At 43.0% G+C, this 12565-nt stretch carries 13 protein-coding genes and 3 pseudogenes; 8 read left to right on the top strand and 8 right to left on the bottom strand.

Annotated elements, in window-relative coordinates; genetic code table 11:
- Window positions 1–132: pseudogene (locus tag EWV60_RS03245) on the bottom strand (photosystem II q(b) protein); the annotation flags it as partial.
- A gap of 185 nt (window positions 133–317) precedes the next feature.
- On the opposite strand from EWV60_RS03245, the gene cynS reads away from it, so the two are divergent.
- Window positions 318–755 (top strand): cyanase, encoded by a 438-nt coding sequence (gene cynS / locus EWV60_RS03250; protein WP_002738671.1) that lies wholly within the window; start codon window positions 318–320, stop codon window positions 753–755.
- A gap of 161 nt (window positions 756–916) precedes the next feature.
- Window positions 917–1564, top strand: a complete 648-nt coding sequence (locus EWV60_RS03255; protein WP_002738682.1) for an NAD(P)H-dependent oxidoreductase — start codon at window positions 917–919, stop codon at window positions 1562–1564.
- 316 nt (window positions 1565–1880) lie between these two features.
- On the opposite strand, the gene EWV60_RS03260 is transcribed toward EWV60_RS03255, so the two are convergent.
- Window positions 1881–3692: a sodium:solute symporter family protein gene (locus EWV60_RS03260; RefSeq protein ID WP_287230926.1), complete on the bottom strand. Its 1812-nt coding sequence runs from the start codon at window positions 3690–3692 to the stop codon at window positions 1881–1883.
- A 43-nt stretch (window positions 3693–3735) separates the two neighbouring features.
- The gene (locus EWV60_RS03265; protein WP_287230929.1) at window positions 3736–4104 is read right to left on the bottom strand and encodes a hypothetical protein; all 369 of its coding nucleotides are present in this window, start codon (window positions 4102–4104) and stop codon (window positions 3736–3738) included.
- Window positions 4105–4257: 153 nt separating this feature from the next.
- On the opposite strand from EWV60_RS03265, the gene EWV60_RS03270 reads away from it, so the two are divergent.
- Window positions 4258–4431 (top strand): hypothetical protein, encoded by a 174-nt coding sequence (locus EWV60_RS03270; protein ID WP_172963186.1) that lies wholly within the window; start codon window positions 4258–4260, stop codon window positions 4429–4431.
- A gap of 11 nt (window positions 4432–4442) precedes the next feature.
- On the opposite strand, the gene EWV60_RS03275 is transcribed toward EWV60_RS03270, so the two are convergent.
- The 3 genes and pseudogenes from EWV60_RS03275 to EWV60_RS03285 all read right to left on the bottom strand — a co-directional run.
- The gene (locus tag EWV60_RS03275) at window positions 4443–5045 is read right to left on the bottom strand and encodes a chromophore lyase CpcT/CpeT (RefSeq protein WP_024970358.1); all 603 of its coding nucleotides are present in this window, start codon (window positions 5043–5045) and stop codon (window positions 4443–4445) included.
- A gap of 77 nt (window positions 5046–5122) precedes the next feature.
- Window positions 5123–5566 (bottom strand): annotated as a pseudogene (locus tag EWV60_RS03280) (peptidase S51); the annotation flags it as partial.
- A 171-nt stretch (window positions 5567–5737) separates the two neighbouring features.
- Window positions 5738–6319, bottom strand: a pseudogene (locus EWV60_RS03285) (Type 1 glutamine amidotransferase-like domain-containing protein); the annotation flags it as partial.
- Window positions 6320–6539: 220 nt separating this feature from the next.
- Here EWV60_RS03285 and EWV60_RS03290 point away from each other — a divergent pair.
- Window positions 6540–7688 (top strand): substrate-binding domain-containing protein, encoded by a 1149-nt coding sequence (locus EWV60_RS03290; protein ID WP_287230934.1) that lies wholly within the window; start codon window positions 6540–6542, stop codon window positions 7686–7688.
- A gap of 421 nt (window positions 7689–8109) precedes the next feature.
- Here the strand turns inward: EWV60_RS03290 and EWV60_RS03295 are convergent, their stop codons facing one another.
- The gene (locus EWV60_RS03295) at window positions 8110–9339 is read right to left on the bottom strand and encodes a site-2 protease family protein (protein WP_287230935.1); all 1230 of its coding nucleotides are present in this window, start codon (window positions 9337–9339) and stop codon (window positions 8110–8112) included.
- Between the two features lie 63 nt (window positions 9340–9402).
- Here EWV60_RS03295 and ruvA point away from each other — a divergent pair, with 63 nt between their 5' ends.
- The 4 genes from ruvA to EWV60_RS03315 all read left to right on the top strand — a co-directional run bounded on the left by ruvA (window position 9403) and on the right by EWV60_RS03315 (window position 11793).
- Window positions 9403–10032, top strand: a complete 630-nt coding sequence (ruvA, locus tag EWV60_RS03300) for a Holliday junction branch migration protein RuvA (protein WP_287230938.1) — start codon at window positions 9403–9405, stop codon at window positions 10030–10032.
- A gap of 317 nt (window positions 10033–10349) precedes the next feature.
- Window positions 10350–10835: an allophycocyanin subunit alpha gene (apcA, locus tag EWV60_RS03305; RefSeq protein ID WP_002744263.1), complete on the top strand. Its 486-nt coding sequence runs from the start codon at window positions 10350–10352 to the stop codon at window positions 10833–10835.
- A gap of 79 nt (window positions 10836–10914) precedes the next feature.
- Window positions 10915–11400 (top strand): allophycocyanin subunit beta, encoded by a 486-nt coding sequence (apcB, locus tag EWV60_RS03310; protein ID WP_002738786.1) that lies wholly within the window; start codon window positions 10915–10917, stop codon window positions 11398–11400.
- A gap of 189 nt (window positions 11401–11589) precedes the next feature.
- Window positions 11590–11793, top strand: a complete 204-nt coding sequence (locus EWV60_RS03315; RefSeq protein ID WP_002739162.1) for a phycobilisome linker polypeptide — start codon at window positions 11590–11592, stop codon at window positions 11791–11793.
- Between the two features lie 52 nt (window positions 11794–11845).
- Here EWV60_RS03315 and msrB read toward each other — a convergent pair whose 3' ends face one another.
- Window positions 11846–12262: a peptide-methionine (R)-S-oxide reductase MsrB gene (gene msrB / locus EWV60_RS03320; protein ID WP_002777014.1), complete on the bottom strand. Its 417-nt coding sequence runs from the start codon at window positions 12260–12262 to the stop codon at window positions 11846–11848.
- Window positions 12263–12565: the final 303 nt, after the last annotated feature.

Raw genomic sequence — 12565 nt, forward strand, 5'->3', positions numbered from 1 at the left:
GGCGGTGAGCAGGGTGGGGATCATGATCACACCGAACCAGCCGACATAAAGACGGTTGTTGGTGCTGGTGATCCACTGGCAGAACTGCTCCCACAGGGAAGCGCTCTCGCGCTGTTGTAGAGTTGTAGTCATGGTTGGATAATTTCTGTATGTATTATGTTGTCAAGGTTCGTTGTTTGACATGAGTTAATACTATCGGCTTTTTATAGTTATGTAAAGGGGTTTTAAGAAATGTTTTTTTATCAATGTCATAACTTTTACTTATATAATTGATGTTCAGGTAAACTAGAAGCAGACAAATTCTGCAAAAATAAGCGATGATACCCGAAATTACTGCAAAACTATTGGAAGCGAAGAAGGAAAAAGGACTGAGTTTCGCTGACCTAGAAGCGATTCTAGGACGAGATGAGGTGTGGATTGCCGCTGTTTTTTACCGGCAAGCGAGCGCCTCCCCAGAGGAAGCAACGAAAATTGTGGCAGCTTTGGGACTGGGAACCGAAATCGTCGCATCCTTAACCGAGTATCCTGTCAAGGGATTGGGTCCGGTTGTCCCCACCGACCCCCTGATTTATCGTTTCTACGAGATCATGCAGGTGTATGGAATGCCCCTAAAATCGGTGATTCATGAAAGATTCGGCGATGGTATTATGAGTGCGATCGATTTTACCCTCGACGTGGATAAGGAAGAAGACCCTAAAGGCGATCGCGTTAAAATTACCATGTCGGGTAAGTTTTTACCCTATAAGAAGTGGTGAGTCCGGCCAAAGTCAACGGTAAGGAATTTATATTCCTTGCCGCTCTTGCTATTTTTCTTAACCAAACTTAACAATTGACGGCAAAATTTTGCTTGCTTTTTTTTTGCAGATTTTGAGAGAATTTAAAATAGATTCCAGCGCTCAATCGCCCAGGAGATATAATGACGATTCAACCTCAAGAAATTTTAGAAAAGCTTCAGTGGAGATACGCTGTCAAAAAATTTGACCCGTCTAAAAAAATTTCTGAAGCAGATTGGTTTATCTTGGAAGAAAGCTTGAGACTGGCTCCTTCTTCATATGGTTTGCAACCCTGGAAATTTATTGTCGTTCAAGATCCAAAAATTCGTGCGGCACTTACTCCGGTCAGTTGGAATCAAACTCAAGTAGAGGATTGCTCCCACTATGTGGTACTTGCTACTCTTACCAAAATTGAAGTAGCATATGTCGAGAAATTCGTTGCAAAAATAGCTCAAGTTCGAGAATTAGATGTCGCTTCTCTGGAGAATTATAAGAATCTGATGGTGTCAGATTTAGTTAATGGGCCACGCTCAGCAATTGTTCAATGGTGGTCTCAGCGACAGAGTTATATTGCGATGGGAATGCTGATGGAAACCGCCGCCTTGCTCGATATTGATGCTTGTCCACTAGAAGGAATCGAGCCAGCGGCTTATGATCGTATTCTGCAATTAGAAGGTAGCGGCTATGCAGCAGTAGCAGCAGTGGCTCTCGGCTATCGCTCCTTAGAAGACAAATATCAACTGTTGAAGAAAGTTCGCTTTGATCGCGATGAGGTTATTGTCTGGCATTAGTACAATAAGACTATATCAGTTGAGGGATTGTTTATGAATCGAGGAAAACTGGTTGCGATCATTACTGGAGCGATTTCGATTGCGATCGCGATTGCTTATTTAATTCTGGTGCAATTACTAGATTTTCGTGGAGAAATGATACCCGCTCCTCCACTCTTTTTGGGATTTTAGATTTTAGATTTTGGATTGCGAGTTTCCCTTGTTCCAAGGCTCTGCCTTGGAACACAATATCTAAGGCTCTGCCTTAAAATAGTATTCAGGTAGAACCTGGGAACGAGATCTTACTCATAACTGATAACTGATAACTGATAACTGCCTAACCTAAATCTCGGTCTTTAGTGACAGTAATTTCCTTAGATAAATGTCGATACCAAGTAAAATAGAGACCGATGGAAAGCAAAAGAAAAACCAAAGCCAAAATCTTCAAACTTTGCCACTGCTTGATGATTAAAACAATCCCCATCATAAAGAGGACTAATTGCCAAGGAACGGTGAGAAAAGCGGCGATGATATCCCGTTGATTTTCCGCTTTAATTTTTGCCTGTAGGTTAGGTTTAACACTGTGACGGACTTCTCCCCAAAAGCCAAAAGGTCGGGTAACATTATAGAAATTTTCCATAACTAAACTATCGGTGGGAGGAGTTAACAAAGTAGCGATAATACAGCCAGCTAAAGCGAACAAACTCGGCACAAGAAAGAGAATATATTCCTGATATTGACTGTGACGAAAGAAAGGTAAAATTATCGCTTGTGAGGCAATAGCCGCAATCATTCCCGCTAAAGTTCCCACGGCAAAACCATAACCATTAAAGCGCCACCAATACCAACGTAATAGGAGAGGAACTGCTAATCCTACCCCTAATCCAGTGGTTAACCAACCCCAAATATCATTGACATTTTGGATATTAAAACTCAAAACTAAGCCAATGACTACCACAAAAATCGAGGCCAGACGACCTTGAAAAACTAACTCCTGTTCTCCCGCATTTGGTTTCAAAAAAGCTTGATAGATATCTTTGACCCAATAGGCGGCACTAGCGTTGATAACTGCGTTAAAAGTGGACATAGCCGCCGCTAAAAAAGCAGCAATTAATAACCCTTTCATCCCCACCGGAATGTATTGAGTAATCACCGTGGCCAGAATTCTTTCTGGATCTGTAATCGTGCCTTCGGTTAAACCGTAGTGAATACCTAAAACCGCAAAAGCTGTGACTAGAGGCCAACGGAAAGAAAGCAGAATAATCCAGAATAAAGATAATAAACCGGCATCTCGATCGCTTTTGGCCGCTAGGTATCGTTGTAACATATAACCACCGCTGCCGCTGCAACCTTCGATGATGGTTTTAACTAAATAAAAGAAAATCACCCCACCAAACAAATTAAAGATGGCATAATCTCCGGGTAAATCCAAAGTCATCGAAGGGAAAATACTAGACCAGTCGCTTAAATTCCAAGTTTTTGGCTCTGCTGCCCCCGGAATTGCTACCGTGAAACTATCGGGAAGATTAACAGTAAAAAAGGCCACTGTCGATACATAAATGACCGCCACAAAAATCAGAAACCCTTGAAATAAATCGGTAATTACCCCACCATAGAAACCACTGGCCACCGTATAAATCAAGGTTAGAAGAATTAATATCACCGAAGCAAGACGATCATCCATACCCAGAAACTGCCCTAAAAATTTCCCCCCCGCAACGGAGAAATAACTCATCGCACCGATAGAGAATAAGAGAGTGGCGACGGCGCTAATAATTCGGGCAAAATTTCCCTGTTTTCCCGGTCCAAAGCGAAATTGCATCCATTCCGCCATGGTCATAACTTGGGCCCGGCGATTCCATTTGCCCATAAAAGCCATGAGAAAGGCCATAATTAGGACAACACCGCCGCGGATTTCGATAAATAGTCCTTTGGGTCCGACGGCGTAAATTAGAGCAGAAATGACCATAGTTCCCGCTAAATCGGTGTTAGCCGCCATTCCCGACACCCCTAACATCCACCAGGGCAAATTGCGATTACCCAAAAAGTAGGATTCTAGACCTTGAGAAGCTTTTTTCTCGGCGATAATCCCGATTATTAGGGTTCCTGCCAGATAAAGCAGCACAATTACATAATCAATTAACTGCATAGTTTGGATCAATTTAACTTTCGATCGTTATAGCATCAATTGACTACGATTTCTGGCTAACGGTTTCTTTTTCTAAGATTTGCACCCGTTGCTCCAGCTTTTTTAAATCTTCCTTTAATTCAATTACTAAAGTGGCTAAACGCTGGAACAGTGGGTCACTTTCCCCGACTACTTCCCCATTTACTATACCCGTTCCCGATCGCCGTTGGGGAATGGGAGCGGCATTTTCCCCGCGGATGGTTATTCCTCGGACCTGACTTTCAAGGCGCTCGACTCGATTGCGGAGACTAATTAACTCCGATCTTACCGCCGTATCCGATTGTGCCTTGCTGGCATTAACAAAACTCAGTATTAGCAAAAGGGAGATAATCAGCATTAAAAAGCCAGAAAAAGAGATTTTAGCTAATTTCATCGATTTTACCCCCTATCTATCTTACCCGGCTTAATGTTAAGAAACGTGGCTAAATCTAAAGCTTGATTGCAATTCCGCCCCCGGGTGATTAGTTGCTCAAAAGAGGATGATAAGGTAAAAAGCACGATTTTGTCGAAATTTGGCCTTATCTCTATGTATAAAAACTCAGATAAAGATTTTCTCGGAGCGGCAATCACCGCCGGTTTAGGTGCAGGAATCGTCACTTCTTTTGCCGTCAATCAAGGACAAGACATCAGTACAGCTTTAGGAATTACCGCTTTAGCGGCTCTTTGCGGTGTTATCTGCCGTCATTTTGACCTAATGTGATGCAATCTTCCTCACACCTCCAATTCTGCCGAAAAATCCTGTTTTTTCTCGTATTGATAGGGGCCGAGCAGAGCGCCCCAAATTCCCTTACCAGTGCCGGGATCTAGACCTTTATCGTAGGTTTTTAGGCTATGACTCGTCACCTCGAAACCTAAAGCCACCTGATAGGTTGTACCCTCATAGGTGAATTGACAGTGCTGTTCCGGTTGCGGTTGGGCGATAAACTGGTATTGATTATCAGCGAGAGTATTGACTTTGACCGCTAAAGTGCAGGTATGCAGAAAAGTTAGGTCTTCTAAGCTAATTTTTCGCAAAATATCGGGATTTTTGCCCGCACCTTGCACGGATTTCAGGTCATTAAACATATAGTGCCTAACCTCTAACCCTCCCGATTCCGAGCGCGTTAATCGCCACAGTCGCGGTCGGTAGGGTTGGTCTAAATTGATGATACTGGCCTGTTCGGCAAAAAGCGCGATGCTGTCTTCCCGAAATAAAGGCAACGGACGCAACCATAAACGCAGGTGAACGTACCATACCGGTTCTGCTTGCGCTTGCCGTTGATTTTCAAATTCACCCGCGAGATATCGACCAAAAGTGATTAATTCAGGGGTCATAGCTCAAAAAATTCTCCTTATTGCCTCAAAATTAATCCTAACACCCATAGAAATCACTTTTTTGACAAAAATGACCTTCAGGCTACCGGAACCCGCTTAAACCCTGCCATTCCCCCTTTAGTGTACCAATATTCCCAGCCACCGCCAGCCGCACTAGACCAATCCTTGAGGTCAAATTCACCGCTGCCGGAGGGGGTTCCTGCGATGCGGTAGACTTTCACCGCTTGACCGTTATTATTCCAGATTAAAGGCCGATCCGGCTCCATCTGTTCGGGTAGAGTCCCGTTAGTTTGCAGAAAATAGGCATCTTGTCCCTTATCGGTGCCGTTACCGTAGACTTTGGCGATACCATGCTCATCGATCGCCAGAAAAGCACCTTCTTCTAAACCGATAGCGTAGGCAGGTAGTTGATTGTGATTATCGTGTACATTACGGGCTAAAAAACCAAAAAGGCGACCATATCTTGTTTCGGGATGATCTTGATTGAGTCGATCCAAATGGGTATCTGTCACCACTTTTTTGGGTTCTTCGGTTTGTCTTATGCAATGGACGGGTTTATAAGGAATGAAACCCTTATAGAGACAGACGTTGCTGTGATTTTTGTCAACTGTTTTCAATCTAGAGCGAACTAATCAATTAAACGATTTATACCCCCCTATCGAACCATAATAAGTAACGAAGAACCCTTTTTTGAGAAAAGGAACCCGAATAAAATCACTCCGATAGAAGTCTTTGGTGTTGAAGTGAAAGGGATTATTTAATATTTCTGAACTCAGTACTCCTTCGTGAGTAGGCGCATAGTAAAAATCCCCGAGAATAGCCATTCCTGCGCTGGTTCCCGCCACGGGAACTTTTTTGTCGTTGATTAGATAATTGATCGCTGTTTCCACCTTTGTGCTTTCCCACAAATCCTCGTACTGATTTTGATCACCACCAGCAAAAAAAAGGATATCGGCATTACGAATATATTCGATAACATCAGGATGATTCGCCCCTTCACGACTATCAATTGATAGTTCCGCTGCTGAGCCGATCAGGGAGGGATAATTGTCGCAAATCCAATCGGCTTGACCGCCAAGATCACCAAAGCGCAGCACTAAGTAATTACCGCCTTTAGCTCGATTTAATAACCATGTGGTCGCTTGATCTTCTCCTAATTTACCTCCTTCCGCTCCCCCGATTAATAAAATACCCGATCGATGTTTTACAGACTGAAAATTGGCTTTTCCACAACGACAAGAATAATGGAAATCTCGATCATGATTGTTTGACATAGTCTTATAACCTCTCCCCTTAGCTTACTCCTTCTATCCTAGCTTTAACTAGGACAAAATCAGAGTTTTATACCATAAAAGTTAACAACAAAGCCTCTCTATGGCTGAAATCGGTAGCGGCAAAACTCCCTAGTTTACATTTTGTTAAAAATCGTCCTATAATAATTCAAGGCTAGAAACTGGCAATTATTACTGTTAAAGTTGAGAATCGGCGGGCGATATGTTAAATAGACGTTCTTTTTTGCAAGGATTAGGTACAATCGCCTTAGCGGGGGGTTTAAATGGCTGCGCTTCCAGAAGCGGCGAGCCGAGCATTTTTCTCCTGTCCGGTTCGATTCCGCCGCGATTACTAACAGATTTTCAGAAAACTATTGCCGAAAAAAAAGTCAATTTTCAGTCGGAAAGGCAGCTGAAAGAGCTATTAGAATTATTGGAAAAATGGTTAAAAAATCAGGGGCAACCAACCTCACAATTTTCGTTTCCTATCCCTTTTAGGGAACAAAACCCAGCCATGGGTAATTTAGTCACCCTAGGAGATGCTTGGCTAGGAAAAGCGATTAGCAACGGTTTAATTCAACCCCTAGATACTTCTCAACTCTCTAATTGGTCAAAACTGCCCCCCCGTTGGCAAGAAAATATGACTCGCAATGCTCAAGGACAACTGGAAACAGAGGGAAAAGTCTGGGGTGCGCCCTACCGTTGGGGAATGACAGTAATTGCCTATAATGAGAAAAAATTCGCTCAATTTGACTGGCGGCCACAGGATTGGTCCGATCTATGGCGACCGGAATTAACCAGTAAAATTGCCCTAATTGATAATCGGCGCGAAGTCATCGGTTTAACCCTAAAAAAATTGGGTTATTCTTATAATTCTAGTGATTTAAAACAAGTAATGGGACTAAAAGACCAGCTATTCGCCTTACAAAAACAGGTAAGATTTTATAGTTCTCAATATTATTTACAACCCCTAATACTCGGTGATGTCTGGCTGTCTGTGGGTTGGTCTAATGATATTTTACCAGTGAGCGATCGCCATAATAAAATTAAAGTTGTTGTCCCCAAATCTGGCACTTCTCTCTGGTCAGATGTGTGGGTAAAACCAGTTTTAACTACTCCTAATTCTCTTGTCCAGCAATGGATTGATTTTTGTTGGCAACCAGAATCCGCTAATAAAATTTCTTTATTTACCTCTGGATTATCACCCCTAATTCTCACTGAAAATCCCGATCAAATTCCCCCAGATATTAGAAATAATCCTTTACTTGTCAATCCAGAAGCAGTCAAAAAAAGCGATTTTCTCAACCCTTTATCGCCAGCAACCGAGCAAGAATACGAGCAATTATGGCAAGCAATACGACAGTCAGTATAGTCAGGAGATACTAGACAAAATTCTGCGGGTTGACTCTTTGTGTCCTCTGTGCCTCTGTGGTTAAAAAATGCTTATTGCCTGATCTCGAAATCAGACCAAAAAGGAATAGTTTTAAAGTAACAGTAGATACTAGGTAAAATTCTGCGATACGGAAACTTAACAAGGTATAAAATGCTCGCATTAATTACAAAACTAAGAAATTCAGAATATCTGTTTGCTTGTAAATTTGATGATGATCCTCCGAGCATTGCTTGTATATGGTTATTAACTTCTGGAGCAATTAAAGTTATATAAGCGGCGACAACAAGGATAAATCCTAGCAGATATCGATTAGACTGATTCATCAATATTAAGGTGAAAAATACATTTACCTAACTGATGACTGATAACTGATAACTGATAACTGATAACTGATAACTGATTAAGCGGCTTGACTTTGGGTTTCTTGGGCGAGAAAAGTAAGGATAGAAGCTTTTTCAATTAACCCCAAAACCCTGCCGTTTTCCTCTACCACTGTCACTTGAGATAAATTTTCTCCTTCCAAAATTTTCACCACATCTAGGAGGGAAGTATTAGACAAAACCAGTTTGAGACTTTCGCTAGTTTGTAATAACTGGCCGATATTTACCTCTGTCCATTGGGAAGTGGGAATTGTTTTCAGAGCCTCTACATTAATCACTCCTAATAGTTTACCTTCGCTATCGGTAACTAGGAATTTAGACCATTGTTGTTTACCGATAACATAATTATTAGCAAAATCGCGCAGGGTTAAATTAATCGGCACTACAGGACTATTAGGAGAGATAACATCTTTAGCGGTGTAGCGACTTAGGAAATCTTGAACCTTAGCTGATTGAGCGGAAAAGCCGGCATTTTGTAGGAGAAAAATGCCAATTAATAGCGTCCAAAAACTGCCAAATTGACTGATTCCGAGAATTGATAGCGCACCGATGACAATCGCTAACCAACCAAAAAATTGACCGAAACGACTGGCGAATAAAACCCCTTTATTGGGATTACCCGTTACTTGCCAAACGATAGCTTTAAGGATATTACCACCATCTAAAGGTAAACCGGGGATCAGGTTAAATAACCCTAGGGCGAGGTTGATATAGGCAAGCAGAGAAAGAATCGCCGCCATCGGCCCATTTAAGCTAATATTGAGACCAATAATTAGGAAGATACCGAAGAGCAGTAAACTAACTAAAGGGCCAGCAATTGCTACGAGAAAAGCTTCTAGAGGAGTTTTCGATTCTCTGCCGAGAGTTGCCAAACCACCGAATAAAAAGAGGGTAATTGATTTGACTTCAATACCTTGGGCGATAGCAACAAAACTATGACCTAATTCGTGGGCAACCACGGAGGCAAATAGGAGAATAGCGGCAAAAAATCCTAAGAGCCAGGGCATAATTCCCGTTAACTGGGGAAACTGACTTAAATCTCCCCCATAGGTTAAGGTAATTAACCCCAGAACAAAGAACCAAGAAGGATTAATATAAAAGGGAATTCCAAAGAGATTCCCGACTCTAATGTTGCCATTCATTTTGTATCTTCTCCAATTGTTGGGGACTAACGCCAAGAAGATTAGGTTATCAATTACGCCATTCACTTCTGTTAACAATTGTAACAAAACTGCAAATCTCTCCGGCATTCCTTTAGGGAGTAAAAACCGTCATTGCTGTGGTTCGGTTATTTTCGTAGGAGAACTAAATTAATGATTAATTATTTACGCGGACAAGCGATCGAGGTGATCAAAACCCCCAATAACCGACTGATCTTGATTTTAGACGTAAACCAGATCGGTTACGAAATCCAAATTCCCTCGCGATTAGCCCTAGACATCGGCAAAGATAACAATGATAGTCGTCAGATTTTTACTCACCTACTCCTTCGCGAGGAGCAGCCTTTATTGTACGGTTTCGGCACCGCCCCAGAGCGAGATCTGTTTCGTCAACTGCTTTCCGTCAATGGAGTTGGAGCGCAATTAGCCCTAGCTTTAATCGATACCTTGGGGATTGAGGAACTTGTGGTGGCGATAGTGACAGGAAATACCAAAATTTTGAGCAAAACCCCCGGAGTCGGCTTAAAAACAGCAGAGAGAATCGCTTTAGAGTTAAAAACTAAATTGGCAGCATGGCGACAGCTAAAAGAAGGGACGACGACAACCACGGCAATACTACCGGCAGCGGAAATCCTCGAAGATGTGCAGATGACCCTTTTAGCTTTAGGATACAGCCGGGAGGAGATCGATCGAGCTATCGCAGTCCTCAGTCAAGATGCTTTATTTAGTAAAAATACTCAGCCAGAAGACTGGATTAAAGGGGCAATTAATTGGCTAGGCTAAATCAGTCGTCAGGAGGCAGGAGACAGGAGACAGTTTCATTGTATTCTCCCCACACCCCACACCCTACACCCTACACCCTACACCCCACACCTCATACCCCACTCCGGTGCTCCTTTCTCAGGGCAAATGTTAAAAAGTATTACGAAAATAGTGAGAAGGTGAACCAGATGCCGCAAAATAGTTGCGTTAGGTCGCTCTAGCTAGGGAAGTCTTGAGACGCTGAGGCGGAAACGAGATAACTTAAGCGTAGTGACCACAACTGCTATAAAATGTCAGATTAAGTTTATTAATCTCACTTAGTTGGGAGGAATCCATCAATGAGTATCGTCACGAAATCGATCGTGAATGCTGATGCTGAAGCTCGTTACCTCAGCCCCGGCGAACTAGACAGAATTAAAGCCTTCGTTACCAGTGGTGCCGCTCGTTTACGCATCGCTGAAACCCTGACTGGCGCTCGCGAAACCATCGTCAAACAAGCTGGCGATCGCTTATTCCAAAAACGTCCTGACATCGTTTCCCCCGGTGGCAACGCTTACGGCGAAGAAATGACCGCTACCTGTCTGCGTGACATGGACTACTACCTACGTTTAATCACCTACGGAGTAGTTGCTGGTGATGTCACCCCGATTGAAGAAATCGGTTTGGTCGGTGTGCGTGAAATGTACAAATCTTTAGGAACCGACATCGGTGCCGTAGCTCAAAGCGTTCGCGAAATGAAAGAAGTTGCTACTGGTCTTATGTCTTCTGACGATGCTTCTGAAGCTTCTTCCTACTTCGATTACGTGATCGGCTCTATGTCGTAGAATAACTCCTTTGTGAATTGTTCTAGACACACCCCTCGTAAACCTCTTAAGATTAAGCAAAACCCAAGGAAGAACCACCATGCAAGACGCAATTACTTCTGTTATCAACTCTGCTGACGTTCAAGGCAAATACCTTGACGCTTCTGCTCTCGGCAAACTGAAAGGCTACTTCGCCACCGGTGAACTGCGCGTGCGCGCCGCTAGTGTCATTAGCGCCAACGCTGCTGGTATCGTTAAGGAAGCTGTGGCTAAGTCCCTGTTATACTCTGACGTAACCCGTCCCGGTGGCAATATGTACACCACCCGTCGTTACGCCGCTTGTATCCGTGACCTCGACTACTATCTCCGTTATGCTACCTACGCTATGTTAGCTGGAGATCCTTCTATCCTCGACGAGCGCGTTCTCAACGGCCTGAAAGAAACCTACAACTCTTTAGGTGTACCCATCTCCTCCACCGTTCAAGCTATCCAAGCGATGAAAGAAGTCACCGCTAGTTTAGTTGGTGCTGATGCGGGTAAAGAAATGGGGATTTACTTCGACTACATTAGCTCTGGCTTAAGCTAGAAATAACGAACTCGGACAAAATAGGTTCGGGAAGCCGAGGATGAGTGCTAGGTCTTTAAAGGCTGAATCTGTCCAAGATAGGTTTTGACGAGCTAGTATTGATCCTTGACTCCCGACCTTTGTTATTTTAGAAAAAGGCCTTCGTTAGTTTGAGCGACAAGTTTTTCAGCGATTAGGAGAAGTCAATCCATGCGGATGTTCAAAATCACCGCTTGTGTTCCAAGCCAAAGCCGCATTCGGACACAACGGGAATTACAAAATACCTATTTTACCAAACTCGTTCCCTACGATAATTGGTTTCGTGAGCAACAACGCATCATGAAAATGGGCGGCAAAATTGTCAAAGTGCAGTTAGCTACTGGCAAACCGGGAACTAATACAGGTTTACTGTAATCGGCTGCCACTAGAACTTAAAAAAAGAGGTCTTTCCAGACCTCTTTTTGCTTTAGGGATTTTTTTCAAACTGCAAAGCGGCAGAGTTGAGACAATAGCGTTTTCCCGTCGGGGGTGGACCATCATTAAAAACGTGACCGAGATGAGCATCACAGGCGGCACAAACAATCTCTGTCCGCACCATGAAAAAACTAACATCTCGCTCGTACTTAATATTGGCCTCGTTAGCAGCAGTCCAGAAACTCGGCCAACCAGTACCCGAATCATACTTGCTGTCAGAAGTAAATAACTCCGTACCACAGCAGACACATTTGTAAATACCTTTTTCCTTATTATCGTGATATTTACCCGTAAAAGCCCGCTCTGTTCCCTTTTTGCGGGTAACTTGGAACTGTTCGGGAGTTAGCTGGGTCTGCCATTCCGTCTCGGTTTTACGAACTTTTTCTACCATAGTCAGGACAACCGCCATTATGATTAAATTTCCCTTTTTAGTCTAACCTGAGTTCGAGATCTAGGTTTTTTTCATAAACATGAAGTATGACCTGATTTAGTATCGCCTTCTGACGACCTACTCCCCAAAAGGAAAACTTGGTCAGGAAACCCTATAGACTTAACATAACCTCCGCTTATCAATGGTATAAGTAACAATATCGTCAAACCCCTTTACAAACCGATACAAAGTCTTTAAGATAGAGACATCATCAATCAATCGTACCTCGATAACTTAATAGGAATCATAAACCAATGACCACCACCTTACAACAGCGCGAGA

The organism is Microcystis sp. Msp_OC_L_20101000_S702 (assembly GCF_007095705.1).
GTDB classification, from domain to species: Bacteria; Cyanobacteriota; Cyanobacteriia; order Cyanobacteriales; family Microcystaceae; genus Microcystis; species Microcystis ichthyoblabe_A.

What these genes read in the sequence shown, in the direction of transcription:
- cynS (WP_002738671.1), top strand. Translation starts at nt 318, where the DNA reads ATGATACCCGAAATTACTGCAAAACTATTGGAAGCGAAGAAGGAAAAA.
- EWV60_RS03255 (WP_002738682.1), top strand. Translation starts at nt 917, where the DNA reads ATGACGATTCAACCTCAAGAAATTTTAGAAAAGCTTCAGTGGAGATAC.
- EWV60_RS03260 (WP_287230926.1), bottom strand. Translation starts at nt 3,692, where the DNA reads ATGCAGTTAATTGATTATGTAATTGTGCTGCTTTATCTGGCAGGAACC.
- EWV60_RS03265 (WP_287230929.1), bottom strand. Translation starts at nt 4,104, where the DNA reads ATGAAATTAGCTAAAATCTCTTTTTCTGGCTTTTTAATGCTGATTATC.
- EWV60_RS03270 (WP_172963186.1), top strand. Translation starts at nt 4,258, where the DNA reads ATGTATAAAAACTCAGATAAAGATTTTCTCGGAGCGGCAATCACCGCC.
- EWV60_RS03275 (WP_024970358.1), bottom strand. Translation starts at nt 5,045, where the DNA reads ATGACCCCTGAATTAATCACTTTTGGTCGATATCTCGCGGGTGAATTT.
- EWV60_RS03290 (WP_287230934.1), top strand. Translation starts at nt 6,540, where the DNA reads ATGTTAAATAGACGTTCTTTTTTGCAAGGATTAGGTACAATCGCCTTA.
- EWV60_RS03295 (WP_287230935.1), bottom strand. Translation starts at nt 9,339, where the DNA reads ATGCCGGAGAGATTTGCAGTTTTGTTACAATTGTTAACAGAAGTGAAT.
- ruvA (WP_287230938.1), top strand. Translation starts at nt 9,403, where the DNA reads ATGATTAATTATTTACGCGGACAAGCGATCGAGGTGATCAAAACCCCC.
- apcA (WP_002744263.1), top strand. Translation starts at nt 10,350, where the DNA reads ATGAGTATCGTCACGAAATCGATCGTGAATGCTGATGCTGAAGCTCGT.
- apcB (WP_002738786.1), top strand. Translation starts at nt 10,915, where the DNA reads ATGCAAGACGCAATTACTTCTGTTATCAACTCTGCTGACGTTCAAGGC.
- EWV60_RS03315 (WP_002739162.1), top strand. Translation starts at nt 11,590, where the DNA reads ATGCGGATGTTCAAAATCACCGCTTGTGTTCCAAGCCAAAGCCGCATT.
- msrB (WP_002777014.1), bottom strand. Translation starts at nt 12,262, where the DNA reads ATGGCGGTTGTCCTGACTATGGTAGAAAAAGTTCGTAAAACCGAGACG.